At 64.0% G+C, this 16,726-nt stretch carries 14 protein-coding genes; 10 read left to right on the top strand and 4 right to left on the bottom strand.

Annotation, left to right across the window (positions count from 1 at the left end):
• Nucleotides 1-59 precede the first annotated feature (59 nt).
• The gene (locus MRBLMU1_RS31085) at nucleotides 60-1,718 is read right to left on the bottom strand and encodes a glycoside hydrolase 43 family protein (RefSeq protein WP_363510174.1); all 1,659 of its coding nucleotides are present in this window, start codon (nucleotides 1,716-1,718) and stop codon (nucleotides 60-62) included.
• Nucleotides 1,719-1,874: 156 nt separating this feature from the next.
• On the opposite strand from MRBLMU1_RS31085, the gene kduI reads away from it, so the two are divergent.
• From kduI to MRBLMU1_RS31045, 8 genes are all read left to right on the top strand, one after another.
• A complete protein-coding gene (gene kduI / locus MRBLMU1_RS31080; protein ID WP_363510172.1) occupies nucleotides 1,875-2,723 on the top strand; it encodes a 5-dehydro-4-deoxy-D-glucuronate isomerase in 849 nt (282 codons plus the stop codon).
• Between the two features lie 9 nt (nucleotides 2,724-2,732).
• Entirely contained in the window at nucleotides 2,733-3,488 is a 756-nt protein-coding gene (kduD, locus tag MRBLMU1_RS31075) for a 2-dehydro-3-deoxy-D-gluconate 5-dehydrogenase KduD (RefSeq protein ID WP_363510170.1), read from the top strand.
• On the top strand, nucleotides 3,485-4,564 hold the full coding sequence (locus MRBLMU1_RS31070) for a hypothetical protein (protein WP_363510168.1): 1,080 nt from the start codon (nucleotides 3,485-3,487) through the stop codon (nucleotides 4,562-4,564). Before kduD ends, MRBLMU1_RS31070 begins: the two co-directional genes overlap by 4 nt.
• A 13-nt stretch (nucleotides 4,565-4,577) precedes the next feature.
• The gene (locus MRBLMU1_RS31065; protein WP_363510166.1) at nucleotides 4,578-5,792 is read left to right on the top strand and encodes an AGE family epimerase/isomerase; all 1,215 of its coding nucleotides are present in this window, start codon (nucleotides 4,578-4,580) and stop codon (nucleotides 5,790-5,792) included.
• A gap of 199 nt (nucleotides 5,793-5,991) precedes the next feature.
• A complete protein-coding gene (locus MRBLMU1_RS31060) occupies nucleotides 5,992-7,869 on the top strand; it encodes a glycoside hydrolase family 97 protein (RefSeq protein WP_363510165.1) in 1,878 nt (625 codons plus the stop codon).
• 12 nt (nucleotides 7,870-7,881) lie between these two features.
• On the top strand, nucleotides 7,882-9,144 hold the full coding sequence (locus MRBLMU1_RS31055) for an oligosaccharide MFS transporter (RefSeq protein WP_363510163.1): 1,263 nt from the start codon (nucleotides 7,882-7,884) through the stop codon (nucleotides 9,142-9,144).
• Nucleotides 9,145-9,160: 16 nt separating this feature from the next.
• On the top strand, nucleotides 9,161-10,351 hold the full coding sequence (locus tag MRBLMU1_RS31050; protein ID WP_363510161.1) for a glycoside hydrolase family 88 protein: 1,191 nt from the start codon (nucleotides 9,161-9,163) through the stop codon (nucleotides 10,349-10,351).
• 15 nt (nucleotides 10,352-10,366) lie between these two features.
• Nucleotides 10,367-11,206, top strand: a complete 840-nt coding sequence (locus tag MRBLMU1_RS31045) for a hypothetical protein (RefSeq protein ID WP_363510160.1) — start codon at nucleotides 10,367-10,369, stop codon at nucleotides 11,204-11,206.
• Between the two features lie 35 nt (nucleotides 11,207-11,241).
• On the opposite strand, the gene MRBLMU1_RS31040 is transcribed toward MRBLMU1_RS31045, so the two are convergent.
• Both MRBLMU1_RS31040 and MRBLMU1_RS31035 read right to left on the bottom strand, forming a co-directional pair.
• Nucleotides 11,242-11,793, bottom strand: coding sequence for a lytic transglycosylase domain-containing protein (locus tag MRBLMU1_RS31040; protein ID WP_363510268.1), 552 nt, complete (start codon nucleotides 11,791-11,793; stop codon nucleotides 11,242-11,244).
• 44 nt (nucleotides 11,794-11,837) lie between these two features.
• Complete coding sequence (locus MRBLMU1_RS31035; protein WP_363510159.1) at nucleotides 11,838-13,574, bottom strand: proline--tRNA ligase; 1,737 nt, start codon at nucleotides 13,572-13,574, stop codon at nucleotides 11,838-11,840.
• A 202-nt stretch (nucleotides 13,575-13,776) separates the two neighbouring features.
• Between MRBLMU1_RS31035 and MRBLMU1_RS31030 the strand changes: the two genes are divergently transcribed.
• Nucleotides 13,777-14,421: an RNA pyrophosphohydrolase gene (locus tag MRBLMU1_RS31030; RefSeq protein WP_363510157.1), complete on the top strand. Its 645-nt coding sequence runs from the start codon at nucleotides 13,777-13,779 to the stop codon at nucleotides 14,419-14,421.
• A 79-nt stretch (nucleotides 14,422-14,500) separates the two neighbouring features.
• Nucleotides 14,501-14,929 (top strand): DUF1841 family protein, encoded by a 429-nt coding sequence (locus MRBLMU1_RS31025; protein WP_363510155.1) that lies wholly within the window; start codon nucleotides 14,501-14,503, stop codon nucleotides 14,927-14,929.
• A gap of 62 nt (nucleotides 14,930-14,991) precedes the next feature.
• Here the strand turns inward: MRBLMU1_RS31025 and mqo are convergent, their stop codons facing one another.
• Entirely contained in the window at nucleotides 14,992-16,599 is a 1,608-nt protein-coding gene (mqo, locus tag MRBLMU1_RS31020; protein WP_363510153.1) for a malate dehydrogenase (quinone), read from the bottom strand.
• Between the last annotated feature and the right edge of the window lie 127 nt (nucleotides 16,600-16,726).

Genomic DNA, 16,726 nt, shown 5'->3' with positions numbered 1-16,726 from the left:
GCGTAATCGGCCATGTATGCGTCGCGGGGACTCATGCATGGCCGATTACGGCGTTCCGCCTAATCCGCCCTACGTGGAACACGGGTCTCACCTGTGACACGGAAATAATCGACGTCGACGTACGATGGCGTCGTCGATTTTTTGCCCTCTTTCGCGCGACGCGTGCTGACCAGGCCAACCTGCGCGCCCACCCACCTTCCCACGGTCGCCTGGAACGGCTGGCCCGCCGGCGTATACTCCTTACCGTCCAGGCTATACGAAAACTTCACCATCGCCCCGTCGCCAACTTCCGCGCGCAAATACACCGGCTCGCGGCCCACGGTGCGCAACGGTTCGATCTGCTCCTTGCACGTCAACGCCGGCTCTTCGCAGGTGGACAGCACCAGCCGCGTCACGCCATCGCTCTGGCGCAAGCCCAGCCACGCATACCGGATCCCCAGCACCAGCAGCCCTGCCCGTTGAAGATCGGACCCGCGCGCCTCGATCTTGGTATCGACCGTGAAGACAGGCGCCGGAAACTTCTGCGTCAGCACCGACGGCACTTCGCGCGCGCTGCCCTCCTCCGGCGCGGCCTGGGCCGGCAGACGCAGGAAACCCGGGCGCGCCTTCAGCGAATACCAGTCGGCAGCATTCGGCCCCGGATTGGCATTCCACTGCCACTGCAGGCCAAGCGCCCCGCCCCCAAATTCATCCCCCGTCGGCGGCACGAGAATGCCGCGATCCTTGCCGGCCGGCTTGGCATAGGTCAGCACCGGCTCGCCGACACCGGTGTTGTCCTTGTCCACACCGATCACCGGCCAGCCATCGCGCCACTGCATCGGCTGCAAATGGACAACCCGCCCGTACGCTCCCTTGTCCTGGAAATGAAAGAACCAGTCGCGCCGGTCCACGCCATCCACCCACGCGCCCTGGTGCGGCCCGTTGATCGTGGACGTCCCCTGCGCCATGACGATCCTGTCCTCGTACGGCCCCTCGATATTGCGGGACCTGAACACCGACTGCCAGCCGTGCTCGACACCTCCGGCCGGCGCGAAGATGTAATAGTAGCCGTCCTTCTTGTACAGCTTCGGACCTTCAACCGTGTGATAGCCCGGCAACTTGTCGCCATTGATAATGTCCCTGACACGCTCGTCAAGCAGCTTGCGAGCGTCCGCGTCCATGCTGCGCAAGGTCAGGATGTTGTTGATGCCGGAGCGGCTCTTGGCCCAGCCGTGCACCAGCCAGGCCTTGCCGTCGTCGTCCCACAGCGGCGCCGGATCGATGATGCCTTTGCCCGCCAACAGCAGATGCGGCACGCTCCACGGACCGGCGAAGTTTTTCGCCGTCATCACATAGACGCCGAAATCCGGGTCCGGATAGAAAATCCAGAATTTGCCGGCGTGGTGGCGCAGCGCCGGGGCCCAGACGCCCTTGCCCGGCTGCGGCTTGGCGAACACCTCCGCCGGCACCAGCTTCGGCAGCGCGTGGCCGACCAGCTCCCAGTTGACCATGTCGGACGATTGCAGCAACGGCAGCCCGGGCGCGTTGCTGAAGCTGGAGGACGTCATATAAAACATCTGCCCGACCCGGATCGCGTCCGGATCGGAATAGTCCGCGTGCAGGATCGGATTCTGATACTGGCCATTGCCCAGGTCGGCGACCCACGGTTGGCTGGACGGCGGCTGCGCGGCGGCCGAGGCGGCGCACAGCGCAAAAAACAGGGCGACAGCGGTTTTCAACGGGACCACTCCTAGCGAATCACTCTTCAAGTTGATCAGGCCGGATCTCAAAAAACCACGATCCCCGGCATCCTGTGCGTTGCTTTTGAAACGAGTATGCCATTATACTTGTTATCGATAACAAATATCAGTAGAATTCATTTTCAGGAGACTTCGATGTACGAAAAAATATTTCATGCCACTCATCCGGACATGATGACGCAAGTTAGTAATGAACAGCTACGCGAGCGCTATTTAATCAGCAACCTGTTCGTCAGCGACCGGATCAAGCTCAACTACTGCCATCACGAGCGTTTCGTGATCGGCGGCGCCGCGCCTGTCGCCGGGGCGATCAAGCTGCCGACGCACACGGAGCCGGTCTCCGCGCTCGGCCAGCCCTTCCTGTCGCGCCGCGAGCTGGGCGTGATCAACGTCGCCGACGGCGCGGGCCGGATCACCGTCGACGGCCAGGTGTTCGACATGGCGCCGCTCGACGGCCTGTACATCCCGATGGGCAGCAACGATGTCGGCTTCGAATCGGTCGACCCGGCCAATCCGGCGCGCTTCTACCTGGCCTCGACGCCGGCCCACGCCCGCCACGAACTGACCAAGATCACCCACGCGCAGGCCGTTCCGCTGGAGCGCGGCAGCGCCGAGACGTCGAACGCCCGCACCATTTACCAGTACGTGATTCCCGGCGTGTGCAAGTCGGCGCAGCTGCTGCTCGGCCTGACGATACTGAAGACGGGCAGCGTCTGGAACACGATGCCGCCGCACCTGCACGACCGCCGCTCCGAAGTCTATTTCTACTTCAACCTCGACGAACAGCAGCGCATCTTCCACTTCATGGGAGAGCCGGATTCGGCGCGCCACATCATCGTCGCCAATGAAGAGGCGGTCGTGTCGCCGCCGTGGTCGATCCACATGGGTTCGGGCACGGCCAATTATGCCTTCATCTGGGCAATGGGCGGCGAAAACCTCGACTACACCGACATGAACGTGCTCGATATCTGTCAGCTGAAATAAGGAGCATCGATGTCCGAACTGTTTAACCTGGCTGGCCGCACGGCGCTCGTCACCGGCGCCAATACCGGATTGGGCCGGGCGATCGCGATCGCGCTGGCGGGCGCCGGAGCCGATATCGTCGCCGCCGGCCGCAGCTCCGCCGACGACACCGCCGCGCAAGTCCAGGCGCTGGGCCGCCGCTGTCTGTTCGTGCGGGCCGATTTCGGCTCCACCGAACCGGTGCAACGCGTGGTCGACGCGGCGATCGCCTTCAACGGGCAGCTGGATATCCTGGTCAACAACGCCGGCACCATCCACCGCGCCGACAGCCTCGACGTCACCGAGGAAAACTGGGACGCCGTCATGAACACCAATCTGCGCTCCGTCTTCTTCCTGTCGCAGGCGGTGGCCAGGCACATGGCGGCCCGCCATGAGGGCAAGATCATCAACGTCGCCTCGCTGCTGTCCTTCCAGGGCGGCATCCGCGTGCCGGCCTACGCCGCCAGCAAGAGCGCGCTGGCCGGTCTGACGCGCGCGCTGGCCAACGAATGGGCGGCCAAGGGCATCAACGTCAACGCGTTGGCGCCTGGCTACTTCGACACCAACAACACCACCGCGCTGCGCGAGGATGCCCAGCGTTCCGAGGCGATACTGGCACGCATCCCGGCAGGACGCTGGGGCAAGCCGGACGACCTGGCCGGCGCGGCGGTGTTCCTCGCCAGCCGCGCCAGCGACTACGTGCACGGCATCACCCTGCCGGTGGACGGAGGATGGCTCGCGCGATGAACGATACGAACCGCATGACTGAACGGGCTGAAAAGGAAACGCGCCGCGCATGGCAGCTGGCGTGGGACTTCGGCAGCGCCGAGGTGCAGGCCTTGGGCGGCATGCTCGGTCCGGTGAGCTTGCGGCTCGACGACGAGCGGGAACTCGACATCATGCACGTGGCGCCATGGGCCAGCACCACCGGCGCGTCCGCCCTGCCCGGCCTGCTGCGGCGCATGCGTGGCGAATGGCCGTGCGTGCCGTTCGGCCGCACCGACGATCCCGGCGCCCTGCCGGCCGGCTGGCGGCGCATCGTTGGCAATGACGAGGCCAGCGGCGATGACTGGATGCATGGCTACGCCGCCAACCACCACTGGCGCTGCATTGAGGCCACGCCGCACCGCGTGCACCTGGTGATCGACTACCCGGAAAGCAGCGCCATCGCCCGCGTCGAACGGGTGATCGAGGTCGATCCGCGCGCCGCCGCGCTCGATATCAGCCTGGGCATCTGGTCGCGCCGCCCGTCGCGCATGCCGGTCGGCCTGCATCCGACCTTCCGCATTCCGTCCACACCTGGACGGGTGAAGGTGGCGCTCGGCGAGCACGCCGGCATCCACAGCTATCCGACCGCCGCGCCCGGCGCCGTGTCGCGCCTGGTGCCCGACGCGCGCTCCGCTTCGCTGTCGGCCATGGCCGGTGTCGACGGCGCGCTCGATCTGGCGCAATTGCCGCTGACGATGCCGACCGAGGAGCTGATGCAGGTGAGTACCTTGGCGGGCACCGGCGACGCGCCGCCGTTCGCGCTGCACTACCTCGATTACGACGCCTGCGTCGGCATGTGGTGGGACACCACGCAACTGCCGGACCTGATGCTGTGGATCAGCAATGGCGGCCGCATCAATTACCCATGGATGAGCCGGCACCTGGCGATCGGCGCCGAACCGGTCAACAGCCTGTTCGACCTGGGCCGAGTCGCCCGCGCGCCGGCCGGCCATCCGCTGGAAGACAGGCTCGGCGTCGCGCTGCGGCCGGAAGAACCGTGGCACACGCGCTACCGCATCGCCGCCTGGCCCAACGCCACGCCCCCCACCCGCTAAGGAGAACCGGACCATGCATCCCGACTTTCGCTCGCGCGACATGCTGCTGTCGCACATCGCGCACACCATGCGGTTCTACCACCCGCGCTGCATCGACCCGAGCGGTGGATTCTTCCACTTCTTCCTCGACGACGGCACCGTCTACGACCACCACACGCGGCACCTGGTCAGCAGCACGCGTTTCGTCTTCAACTACGCCAAAGCCTACCGCCAGTTCCGCGACCCGGCCTATCTGGAAGCGCTGCACCATGGCGTCGCCTTCCTGCGCAACGCGCACCGCAACGCGCGCACCGGCGGCTACGCGTGGCAGCTGTCGTGGCGCGACGGCAAGAAGCAGGTCATCGACGGCGATAACCATTGCTACGGCCTGGCGTTCGTGCTGCTGGCCTATTCGCAGGCGCTGGCGGCCGGCATCACGGAGGCGCGCGTCCATATGAAGGAGACGTTCGATCTGATGGAGAAGCGTTTCTGGCAGCCCGAACACGGGCTGTACGCCGACCAGGCCAGTGCCGACTGGCGCGTGCTCGATCCGTATCGCGGGCAGAACGCCAACATGCACACCTGCGAGGCGTTGATCGCCGCCTTCGAGGCGTCGGGCGAGACGCATTACCTGCAGCGCGCCGTCACCCTGGCGCGCAACATCACGATGCGCCAGGCCGGACTGGCCGGCGGCATGATTTGGGAACACTACCAGGCCGACTGGTCGGTGGACTGGCACTACAACCGCCACGACAAGAGCAACATCTTCCGTCCGTGGGGCTACCAGCCGGGGCATCTGACCGAATGGGCCAAGCTGCTGTTGCAGCTGGAGCGGCATCCCGTCGCGCTCGACGGCGAGACCGAGTGGATGGCGCCGCGTGCCACGCAATTGTTCGACATCGCGCTGGGCAAGGCGTGGGATGGCGAGCACGGGGGGATATTCTACGGCTTCGGCCCGGCGGACGAGATTTGCGACGGCGATAAGTATTTCTGGGTGCAGGCCGAGAGTTTCGCGGCGGCGGCCATGCTGGCCGAGCGGACCGGCGATCCGAGGTATTGGGATTGGTACGAAAGGATCTGGGCCTATAGCTGGGAGCATTTCGTCGACCACGAGCACGGCGCGTGGTACCGGGTGCTGAGTCCATCGAACGCCAAGCTCAGTAATCAGAAGAGTCCGGCCGGCAAGGTGGATTATCACACGATGGGCGCGTGCTATGAGGTGCTCAATCTGATCGCAAGCGAGCCGTGACGGTCTACAATCGATCCATAAGACAACTATAAACGAGACAAGAATGAATATACTGGCCCACATAAGCCACGCGTTACCACGGATACACGTAGGGCGGATTAGGCGGAACGCCGTAATCGGCCATCTACGAGCCGTCGGCGGCGCATGCATTGGCGGATTACGCTGCGCTAATCCGCCCTACGTGTCTCCGCACATGATCATGATTCTGCTGCTTGCGGTTGCCGCGCAAAGCCACGCCGCGGAGCAACAGCATCTGGCCACCGTCCAGTCGCCCGATAAGAACCTGCAATACATCTTCTATCAAACCACGGCGGCCACCGGCGAACGGCAGTTGTACTATCGCGTCAACTACAAACACAAGCCGGTCATCCTCGATTCCCTGCTGGACCTGCAACTGGATAACCACCTGTCCGAAAGCTCGATGGCGCTGAAAATCGATCGCCACAAAAAGTGGTTCGACAACCTGGCCGTCACCGGCAACACCACCACCAGCCACAACGCCACTTGGAAACCACTGCACGGCGAACAAGCCGAAATCCCGGACAATTACAACCAGTTGACCGTGAACATGGTCAAGGACGACAACCCGGACTACACCATGAAGCTGGAAGTGCGCGCCTACAACGAAGGCGTCGCCTTCCGCTACGTGTTCCCGGAAAATCCAAAAGGCAGCTACTACCGCGTCACGCAGGAAAACACCGAGTTCACCCTGCCGGTGGAAACCAAAGCCTGGTTCGCCGGCTGGGCGCAGGCGCCCTACAAGAAACTGGAACTGGCCAACTGGCCCGATGAAGCCGAACGCCCACTGACGCTTGAACTGCTGGGCGGCATCCACGTCGCCCTGCTCGAAGCGCAAATGGTCGACTACTCGCGCACCAAGTTCAAGCTGAGCAAGACCAAGCCGAACACCATCGTCACCGCGATGCACGACCCGGCCGACCTGATCTCGCCGTTCGCCACGCCCTGGCGCGGCATCATGATCGCCGAATCGGCCGGCGCGCTGGCCGACAACAACCATTTCATCCTCAACCTCAATCCGCCGCCGAAGATCGCCAAACCTGACTGGATCAAGCCCGGCAAGATCATGCGCGTGATGACGCAGACCACCGCCGCCGCCAAGGCCAACATCGATTTCGCCGTCAAGCACAAGCTGCAATACGTGCTGTTCGACTGGAAATGGTACGGCCCCGCCTTCTCCTTCGATTCCGACGCGACCAAGGTGGCGATTCCGGACTTCGACCTGCACGCGATCATCCAGTACGGCAAGGACCGGGGCGTCGGCATCTGGCTCTACGTCAACCAGCAAGCGTTGCTGACGCAGTCCGATACGCTGTTCAAGACCTACAAGGACTGGGGCGTCAAAGGCGTGAAGTTCGGCTTCGTCCAGGTCGGTTCGCACCGCTGGTCTACCTGGATCAACAAGGCCATCCAGCAGGCCGCGGACGCGCAGATCATGGTCAACATCCACGACGACTGGCGCCCGACCGGCGAGCAGCGCACCTGGCCCAACCTGCTGACCTCCGAAGGCGTGCGCGGCAACGAAGAGATGCCCGACGCGACGCATAACACCGTGCTGCCGTTCACCCGCTACCTGGCCGGCGCGGCCGACTACACGATCTGCTACTTCGATCCGCGCATCAAGACGACGCACGCGCATCAACTGGCGCTGGCGGCGATCTACTACAGCCCCTTGCAGACCTTGTACTGGTACGACCGGCCGGAGAAGGAGCACAACGAACCGGAGCTGGAGTTCTGGGACAGGATTCCGGTGAGCTGGGACCAAAGCAAGGTCGTCTCGGGCAAGCCGGGGGAATCCGTCACCGTCGCGCGCCGCAGCGGCGCCGACTGGTTCATCGGCGCCATCACCAACAACGACGCGCGCACCGTCAGCATCCCGCTGAGCTTCCTGGAAAAGGGCAAGAAGTATCAGGCCACCCTGTATGCCGACGACGCGGCCGCGCCAACGGCCACCCGCGTCGGCATCGAGCGGCGCGCGGTCGACGCCTCCAGCGTCATCGAAGCCAAGCTGTCGGCCTCGGGTGGCGTGGCCATCCGGATCACTCCGGCCCAGCCATAACAGGAACCAGCCATGACCCCAACCCAATCGCATTTCCGGTTCCTGAGCGTCTTCGTCTTCGTGTACTTCTTCGCGCAGGCGATGAGCATTTCGCTGCTGACCCTGTGGCTGCGCAACACGCTGCACCTGTCCGGCACCGAGGCCGGCGTGGTGTTCGCCGCCAACTTCATCGCCGCGATGTGCTCGCAACCGATCTACGGCTTCATCTCCGACAAGGTCGGCATGCGCAAGCACATCCTGTGGACCGTCAGCGCGCTGTGCACCATGTGCGGGCTGTTCTTCATGTTCGTCTACGCGCCGCTGCTCAAGGCCAACCTGCTGCTGGGCGCCGCCATCGGTGGTCTGTACCTGGGCGTGACCTTCATCGCCGGCAGCTACGCGATCGAATCGTATGTCGACCGCATCGGCCGCCGCTACGGCTTCGAGTACAGCCGTGTGCGTCTGTGCGGCTCGCTCGGCTTCGCCAGCGCGGCGATGATGACCGGCCACCTGTTCAACATCAATCCCGGCATCAACTTCTTCATCGCCTCCGGCGCCGGGCTGCTGATGATCGTCATGCTGCTGGTATGGCGCACCGAGACCGACACCGGCACCGTCACCGAGGCCAACAAGGTCAAGCTGGGCGACGCGCTCGGCCTGCTGCGCGATCCCAAGTTCTGGCGCTTCATGGTGTTCATCCTGGGTGTGACGAATCTGTATCTGGTGTTCGACCAGCAATTCCCCAGCTATTTCGCCTCGCTGTTCCCGACGCCGCAGATGGGCGCGGCCATGTTCGGCTACCTGAACTCGGCGCAGATCTTCATCGAGGCCGGCGGGCTGTTCCTGTCGCCGATACTGGTCAAGCGCATCGGCGCCAAGAACGGGCTGATGCTGGCCGGCGCCATCATGATGCTGCGCATCGGCGGCTCCAGCTTCGCGGTCGGGCCGGTGTCGATCTCGGTGCTCAAGATGCTGCACTCGGTCGAGCTGCCGATACTGGTCGTGTCGGTGTTCCGCTACATCGCCCACCACTTCGACACGCGGCTGGCCTCCACCCTGTACATGGTCGGCGTCAGCTTCGGCCACTCGCTGGGGCTGGCGATCCTGTCGCCGATGGTCGGCAAGAGCTACGACCTGATCGGCTTCCCCGCGACCTATCTGGTGCTGGCGGGACTGGGGCTGGTCTTCCTGGTGCTGTCGGCCTTCGCGCTGGAGCCTACGCCCGCCGAAACGCCGCGCAGCAGCGCCAGCAAGCCCGATGCCGACGCCGCCGAACCGCTGCAAAAAACCCTGTGATCATCAAGGAAACCCCATGTCCGCATCCCTGAACGCCGCCGTCATCGAACCGTTGAAAGGCGCCACGCCGCCCGACCAGCAAAACCGGCAAATGCTGACGCGCGCGCTCGACCAGGCGCTGGCGTCGATCGACCGCAACCTGGACCACTTCGGCGACGACTTCCCGGCGCCATCGAGCACGGCCGGCGTCTACCCGGCCATCGGCAATATCGAATGGACCAACGGCTTCTGGACCGGCATGCTGTGGCTGGCCTACGAAGCGACCGGCGCCCAGCGCTACCGCGACGCCGCCGAGCGCCACGTGCTCGGCTTCCACCGGCGGCAGGCGGAAAAGATCAACGTCAACCACCACGACCTGGGGTTCCTGTACAGTCTGTCATGCGTGGCCGCGCACAAGCTCACCGGCAGCGCCATCGCGGCCGAAGCGGCCATCGGCGCGGCCCATCTGCTGCTGGAGCGCTACCAGCCGCGCGCCGGCATCATCCAGGCCTGGGGCGACTTGAACGATCCCGAGCAAAGCGGCCGCATGATCATCGACTGCAACCTGAACCTGCCCCTGCTGTACTGGGCCAGCGAGCACAGCGGCGACCTGCGCTTCCGACAGGCCGCCGACCGGCATATCGAAGCGGCGGCACGCCACATCGTGCGGCCGGACGGCTCGACCTTCCACACCTTCTTCTTCGACACCGCGACCGGCTTGCCGCGCCACGGCAAAACGCACCAGGGCCACGCCGACGACTCGTGCTGGGCGCGCGGGCAGGCCTGGGGCATCTCCGGCTTCCCGCTGGTGTTCCGCCATAACGGCGACACGCGTCTGCTCGACTTGTCCAAGGTGCTTGCCAACTACTATCTGAACCGCCTGCCGGAAGACGGCATCTGCTACTGGGATCTGATCTTCACCTCGGGCGGCGAGGAGCGCGACAGCTCGGCCGCCGCCATCGCCGCCTGCGGCCTGCTGGAGCTGGCCAAAAACCTGCCGCTGCTCGACCCATTGCGCGCCGACTACGAGGCCGCCGCGCTGCGCACCGTGCGGCAGCTGTCCGAGCACTACGCCGACACGGACGGCGTAGCCGGCGGCGGGCTGCTGCGACATGCCGTCTATCACAAGCCGCACCGCATCGGCATCGACGAGAGCTGCATCTGGGGCGATTACTTCTATTTCGAATCCCTGGTGCGGCTGAGCCGCACGTGGGAACCCTACTGGTAACGAGGAAACGACCGCATGACACTGACACACAAACTGCTCGCCATCGACGAGGGCCGCCAGCGTATTTCGCTGATCGACACCACCCGCCCGGGCGCGCAATGGTCGCGCGATCTGGCCGACTTCCCGCTGGCGCGCGACATGCAGCGCCTTGACGACGACCGCGTGCTGATCGGCTTCGAGCGTGGCTTCTTCGAGCTGCGGATCAGCACCGGCGAGGTATTGTCGTCCTGCGACCGGTGGAGCGATGTTACTTCCGCGTGCCGGCTGGACGATGGCGCGACCCTGGTGACTGGCTATAACCTGGATGGCACCGGCGGCATCAACGTCCTGACGCTGGACCGCGATTTGAATCTGACGCACACGGCCCGCCGCGACGGCGACTACGTCCGGTTGATGCGGCGTACGGCCGGGGGCGGCTACCTGCTGTGCATGAACGATCACATCCTGGAGACCGACAGCGCGCTCAACGCCGTGCGCGAGTTGCGGGCGCCGGGCTTCTTTCATGCGTGGAAGGCGGAGCAATGCGCGGACGGCACGACCTTGGTCTCGGCCGGCTATGGCGGCTTCATGGCGCGCTTCGACGCGCAAGGCCAGTTGCTTGCAACGTTTGGTGGCGAAGCCGACGTGCCGCCGGAAGTCGCGCCATTTTTCTACGCCACCTTCCAGCAGTTGGACGATGGGCGGCTCATCGTCGCCAACTGGCAAGGCCACGGTCCCGACAACGGCGGCAAAGGACGGCAATTGCTTGAATTTGACGGCGCGGGCCGCCTGCTCGGCAGTTGGTCCGATGCGGAAAACATCTCGTCGCTGCAGGGAATTTTGATAGTGGGGCCTGGGACGTCGGCAAAATTCTGAATTACGCAAAACCCCAAGGTTTTTTGGTTTGGGGGTTATTTCCAGTTATTCCACGCCGTGAGCACGGCGTTCGGATATTGCGGTCGTCCACGGCTGCCGTTATACCGGCCCAGCGCGAGGTAGAGGTTGCCGCCCTCCATGTCGATGTACATCCGCAAAATCGCGCAGCCGTAGCGTAAATTGGTCTGCATGTTGAACAGCGCGCTGCGGTCGCGGTCGCCGATCACATTGGTCCAGAACGGCATCACCTGCATATACCCGCGCGCGCCCACCAGCGATACCGCGTACTTGCGATAAGCAGACTCCACCTGGATCAGCCCGAGCACCATGCCCGGCTCCAGCCCGGCGCGGCGCGATTCGTACCACACGGTGGCAAGAAACTCATGGCGGGTTTGCTCGTCGGGCAGTTTGCGCTTGAGGCGCGCCGACATCTGTGCCAGCCAGCCGTCGTAACGCAGCCGCTCGGCGTCGTTGCGGAACGTGATGCGCGGGGGCGTCGCATCCTTGATGCTATTGGCGAGGGCGACGCGGACCGAATCGGCCAGCGCCTCCTCCTTCTGATTGCCGGCGTGCGCGGCCGGCGCCATCGTTACCGACAGCGCCAGCAACACGCCGGCTAGACCGCTTCTGTTCACTGCGACATTTTGCCCTGGATGAAGCCGATCACATCGGCCACCGGCACAGCGGTCGCCTCGGTGTCGCGGCGGCCCTGGTATTCCAGGTTGCCTTCCTTCAGGCCACGGTCGCCGATCACCACGCGGTGCGGCACGCCGATCAGCTCCCAGTCGGCGAACATGCCGCCCGGACGCAGGCCACGGTCGTCGAGGATGACGTCGATGCCGGCCGCCTGCGCGTCCGCGTACAGCTTCTCGGCCGCTTCCTTGACCGCTTCGCTGCGGTCCATGCCCATCGGGCACAGCACCAGTTCGAACGGCGCCAGCGACGTCGGCCAGATGATGCCCTTGTCGTCGAAGTTCTGCTCGATCGCCGCGCCCAGGATGCGGGTGATGCCGATGCCGTAGCAACCCATCTGCAGCGGCGCCGGTTTGCCGTTCTCGTCGAGGAAGGTGGCCTTCATCGCTTCCGAGTACGCGGTGCCCAGCTGGAACACGTGGCCCACTTCGATGCCACGCTCGATCGCCAGCACGCCCTTGCCGTCCGGCGAGGCGTCGCCTTCGACGACGTTGCGCAGGTCGGCCACGATGGCCGGCTCGGCCGCGTCGCGGCCCCAGTTGGCGCCGGTGTAGTGGAAGCCGGCGTCGTTGGCGCCACAAACGAAGTCGGCCATGTTGGCGACGGTGCGGTCGGCCACCACGGTGACCGGAGCCTTGGTGCCGATCGGACCCAGGTAGCCCGGCACGCAGCCGTAAACTTCCAGGATTTCCGCCTCGGTCGAGAAGCGGTGACCGGCCAGGCCGGCCACTTTGCCCATCTTGACTTCGTTGAGCTCATGGTCGCCGCGCAGCAGCAGCATGAAATACTGTTTAGCTACTTTGCCGTCTTTTTCGGTCTCGACGGTCAGCGCCAGGGTCTTGACGGTCTGCGCCAGCGGCAGCTTGAGCTGCTCGGCGACCAGCTCGCACTTGGTGGCGTCCGGCGTGGCGACCTTGGTCAGCGCCTGGGCGGCGGCCGGACGGGTGGCGTTCAGCGGCAAGGCTTCGGCCGCTTCCATGTTGGCCGCATAGTCGGAGGTCGGGCAATAGACAACGGCGTCCTCGCCGGTGCTGGCGATGACGTGAAATTCATGCGAACCGGTGCCGCCGATGGCGCCGTTGTCGGCCGCCACCGCGCGGAACTTCAGGCCGAAGCGGTTGAAGATGCGCACATAGGCGTCATACATGATCTTGTACGAGGCTTGCATGCCGGCCAGGTCGCGGTCGAACGAGTAGGAGTCCTTCATCGTGAACTCGCGGCCGCGCATCAGGCCGAAGCGCGGACGGCGCTCGTCGCGGAACTTGGTCTGAATGTGGTAAAAATTCAACGGAAGTTGACGGTACGATTTAATTTCCGAACGAACAACATCAGTGATGACTTCCTCGGCGGTCGGCTGGAAGGCGAATTCGCGGCCGTGGCGATCCTTGATGCGCAGCAACTCGGCGCCCATCTTGTCCCAACGGCCGGTCTCCTGCCACAGCTCGGCCGGCTGGATCAGCGGCATCAGCAGCTCAATGGCGGCGGACTTGTTCATCTCTTCGCGTACGATGGCTTCGACCTTGCGGATGACGCGCAGGCCCATCGGCATGTACGTGTAGATGCCCGAACCCAGGCGCTTGATCATGCCGGCGCGCATCATTAACTGGTGACTGACGATCTCGGCGTCGGAAGGCGCTTCTTTAAGCGTGGAAATAAAAAAACGTGAGGCGCGCATACGGTGAATTCTTTTTAAAAAGAGAGAGTTATAATCAACCTAATTTTAAAGGATTAGCTGGCTGATGCGTCCATACTTTATACAAATGCGTTCAATAGATGGCCCTTCGACCGTTTTCGTACCCCGAAAACCCAGCCGAAGAGTCTTTTTATGGGCAAAAATATAAGCAGGGAGCACAGTCGCAGAAAGTTTGAGGTGCAATATGCTCGATCGGGAGGGGTTTCGGCCCAACGTCGGCATCATCCTGCTCAACGCGCAGAACGAGGTGTGGTGGGGCAAGCGGGTGCGCGAGCACTCGTGGCAGTTTCCGCAAGGCGGCATCAAATATGGAGAAACGCCTGAGCAGGCGATGTACCGGGAGTTGGAGGAAGAGATCGGCCTGCGGGCCGAGCACGTAAAAATCGTCGGCCGCACCCGCGACTGGCTGCGCTATGAGGTGCCGGATCATTTCATCAAGCGGGAGATCCGCGGCCATTACCGTGGCCAAAAGCAGATTTGGTTCCTGCTGCGCATGTGCGCGCGCGACAACGACGTCAACCTGCGCCTGACGGACCATCCGGAATTCGACGCCTGGCGCTGGCACGAGTACTGGGTGCCGCTCGACGTGGTGATCGAATTCAAGCGCGACGTCTACCAGCGCGCGCTGCAGGAGCTGTCGCGCTTCCTGACGTGGCCGGCCAACGGCCACGATCGACGCCAGCACGGCTCGCGCTACCTGCGCCAGCCCCACGCGCCGCGTCCGAACCCGGAACCACCGGGATCGCCCTGCGCACCGGCCGAGGCCACGACGACGGCCACCGCAGCCGTCGCGTCGGGGCCGGCCGAGCCGGTCAAAAGCGACAGCTGAGCGGTTAGCAAGACGGCAACAACCCAGGCGGGACAGGCACACTGTCCCGCTTTTTTTTCGCCGGAGGTACAATGGCGGCATGTTCAATCCATCATCCGACGACGTCCGCCGCTTCTTCTGCGAGGCCTACCGCAAGCAGCGGGCCAACGAAATCCTCACCCCGCTCGAAGCGATGGCGGCCGACTGGGCGCGCCACCACCCCGAATACCACGACGTGCTGGCCGACGTCGACACGGCGCTGTCGCGCGACTACTCGGTGGAGGGCGCGCAAGCCAATCCGTTTTTACATTTGTCGATGCACCTGTCGATCGACGAACAGATCTCGATCGACCAGCCGCGGGGCATCCGCGACGCCGCCACCGCCCTCACGCTAAAATTTGACTCCGCACACGAAGCGCAGCACGAGATCATGGAATGCCTGGGCGAGATGATCTGGAACGCCCAGCGCACCGGCACGCCGCCGGACGGCGACGCCTACATCGAAGCCATCAAGCGCCGCATCAAATAACAAAAACCCGGATGAAAAAAAGCCACGCGGTTGCGTGGCTTTTGTCTTTGCGGCGGTCTGCCTTATTTGGCGGCGGTCTCTGCCGGGGCGGCGGCAACGGCCGGCTCTTCCAAGGTGAACGCCTTCAGGCCCAGGATGTCGCTGCTGTAGTGGCGGATCTTGTTCGCCAGTACCGGATCGCTGTTCAGCTTGTGACCGTAGGACGGCACCATGGCCTTCATTTTCGCGTCCCATTCCGGCGTGGCCAGCTTGGCCTTGAACGCGGTTTGCAGCACTTTGATCATGATCGGCGGCGCGGTCGAGGCGCCAGGCGAGGCGCCCAGCAAGGCGACGATGCTGCCGTCGGCCGAACCGACCACTTCGGTGCCGAACTGCAGCAGGCCGCCTTTTTCAGGGTCGTCCTTGACGATCTGCACGCGCTGGCCGGCGTTTTGCAGCGTCCAGTCTTCCAGCTTGGCGGTCGGCAGGTATTCTTTCAGCGCGGCCAGACGGTCTTCAGGCGAATTCATCACTTGGCCGATCAGATACTTGGTCAGCGGGATGTTGTCATAGCCGGCTTGCAGCATCGGGCGGACGTTGCCGCTGTCGATCGAGGCCGGCAGGTCGATCCACGAACCGTTTTTCAGGAACTTGGTCGAGAACGTGGCGAACGGGCCGAACAGCAGCGCTTTCTTGCCGTCGATGATGCGGGTGTCCAGGTGCGGCACCGACATCGGCGGCGAGCCGACCGAGGCCTTGCCGTACACCTTGGCCGCGTGCTGGTCGATCAACGCCTGGTTGGTGGTGACCAGCCATTGGCCGCCGACCGGTACGCCGCCGTAGCCCTTGGCTTCAGGAATGCCCGATTTTTCCAGCAGTGGCAGCGAACCGCCGCCGGCGCCGATGAAGACGAACTTGGCGCGCACGGTCTTGACCGTGTCGTCGGCCAGGTTCTTGACGGTGACGTTCCAGTTGCCGTCGGTGCCGCGCTTGATGTCTTCGACCTGGTGGCGCAGGTTCAAGGTGGTGCCGTGGGTGTCGGTGAGGTGCTTGACCAGCGCGCGCGTGAGGTTGCCGAAATTAACGTCGGTGCCGATTTCCATGCGGGTGGCGGCCACTTTCTGGCCCTTGTCGCGACCGGTCATGATCAGCGGCGCCCATTGCTGGATGACGGCCGGATCTTCCGAGTACAGCATGCCTTTGAACAGGTTTTCCTTCTGCAACGCGGCGTAGCGCTTGCGCAGGAAGTTGATGTTGTCGTCGCCCCAGACAAAGGCCATGTGCGGCACATTGTTGATGAAGGTTTGCGGCGCGCCGATGTACTTGTTCTTGACCTGGTAGGCCCAGAATTGCTTGGAAATCTCGAACTGTTCGTTGATTTCGACCGCTTTCTTGGTCTCGATGTGGCCGTCGGCCGCTTCCGGCGTGTAATTCAGCTCGGCGAACGCGGAGTGGCCGGTGCCGGCGTTGTTCATGGCGTCGGAGCTCTCGGCGGCGACCGAATCCATGCGCTCGTAGATGGCCATGGTCAGGCTCGGGTCCATTTCCTTGAGCATGGTGCCCAAGGTGGCGCTCATGGTGCCGGCGCCGATCAGCAGCACGTCGACCGGTTTATCGGCCGAGGGCGCCGGCGATTTGCTACATGCCGCCAGGATCAGGCACGACATTAAAATTACAAGTGACTTACGCATACGTAACTCCATTCATAGGTACCGACTGTATTCGGGACTGGCGTGCCGGCCATCCCGCACGCCGAGGGCGCCGGGAAGTGGCATTCGAAGGTGGCTGGTCGGCCGTGGCGGTGACTGCGCGCGGACG

Origin of the sequence: Burkholderia sp. LMU1-1-1.1 (assembly GCF_040675865.1) — a bacterium.
Lineage (GTDB): Bacteria > Pseudomonadota > Gammaproteobacteria > Burkholderiales > Burkholderiaceae_D > Rugamonas.
The sequence above is the reverse complement of the archived record's forward strand: the minus strand, read 5'-3'. Positions and strand labels throughout refer to the sequence as shown.

Bases quoted from the DNA above. Each gene is read 5' to 3' on its own strand.
- mqo (WP_363510153.1), bottom strand. From the start codon at position 16,599: ATGCGTAAGTCACTTGTAATTTTAATGTCGTGCCTGATCCTGGCGGCA.
- MRBLMU1_RS31070 (WP_363510168.1), top strand. From the start codon at position 3,485: ATGAACGATACGAACCGCATGACTGAACGGGCTGAAAAGGAAACGCGC.
- MRBLMU1_RS31025 (WP_363510155.1), top strand. From the start codon at position 14,501: ATGTTCAATCCATCATCCGACGACGTCCGCCGCTTCTTCTGCGAGGCC.
- MRBLMU1_RS31050 (WP_363510161.1), top strand. From the start codon at position 9,161: ATGTCCGCATCCCTGAACGCCGCCGTCATCGAACCGTTGAAAGGCGCC.
- MRBLMU1_RS31040 (WP_363510268.1), bottom strand. From the start codon at position 11,793: ATGGCGCCGGCCGCGCACGCCGGCAATCAGAAGGAGGAGGCGCTGGCC.
- MRBLMU1_RS31045 (WP_363510160.1), top strand. From the start codon at position 10,367: ATGACACTGACACACAAACTGCTCGCCATCGACGAGGGCCGCCAGCGT.
- kduD (WP_363510170.1), top strand. From the start codon at position 2,733: ATGTCCGAACTGTTTAACCTGGCTGGCCGCACGGCGCTCGTCACCGGC.
- MRBLMU1_RS31065 (WP_363510166.1), top strand. From the start codon at position 4,578: ATGCATCCCGACTTTCGCTCGCGCGACATGCTGCTGTCGCACATCGCG.
- kduI (WP_363510172.1), top strand. From the start codon at position 1,875: ATGTACGAAAAAATATTTCATGCCACTCATCCGGACATGATGACGCAA.
- MRBLMU1_RS31055 (WP_363510163.1), top strand. From the start codon at position 7,882: ATGACCCCAACCCAATCGCATTTCCGGTTCCTGAGCGTCTTCGTCTTC.
- MRBLMU1_RS31060 (WP_363510165.1), top strand. From the start codon at position 5,992: ATGATTCTGCTGCTTGCGGTTGCCGCGCAAAGCCACGCCGCGGAGCAA.
- MRBLMU1_RS31035 (WP_363510159.1), bottom strand. From the start codon at position 13,574: ATGCGCGCCTCACGTTTTTTTATTTCCACGCTTAAAGAAGCGCCTTCC.
- MRBLMU1_RS31030 (WP_363510157.1), top strand. From the start codon at position 13,777: ATGCTCGATCGGGAGGGGTTTCGGCCCAACGTCGGCATCATCCTGCTC.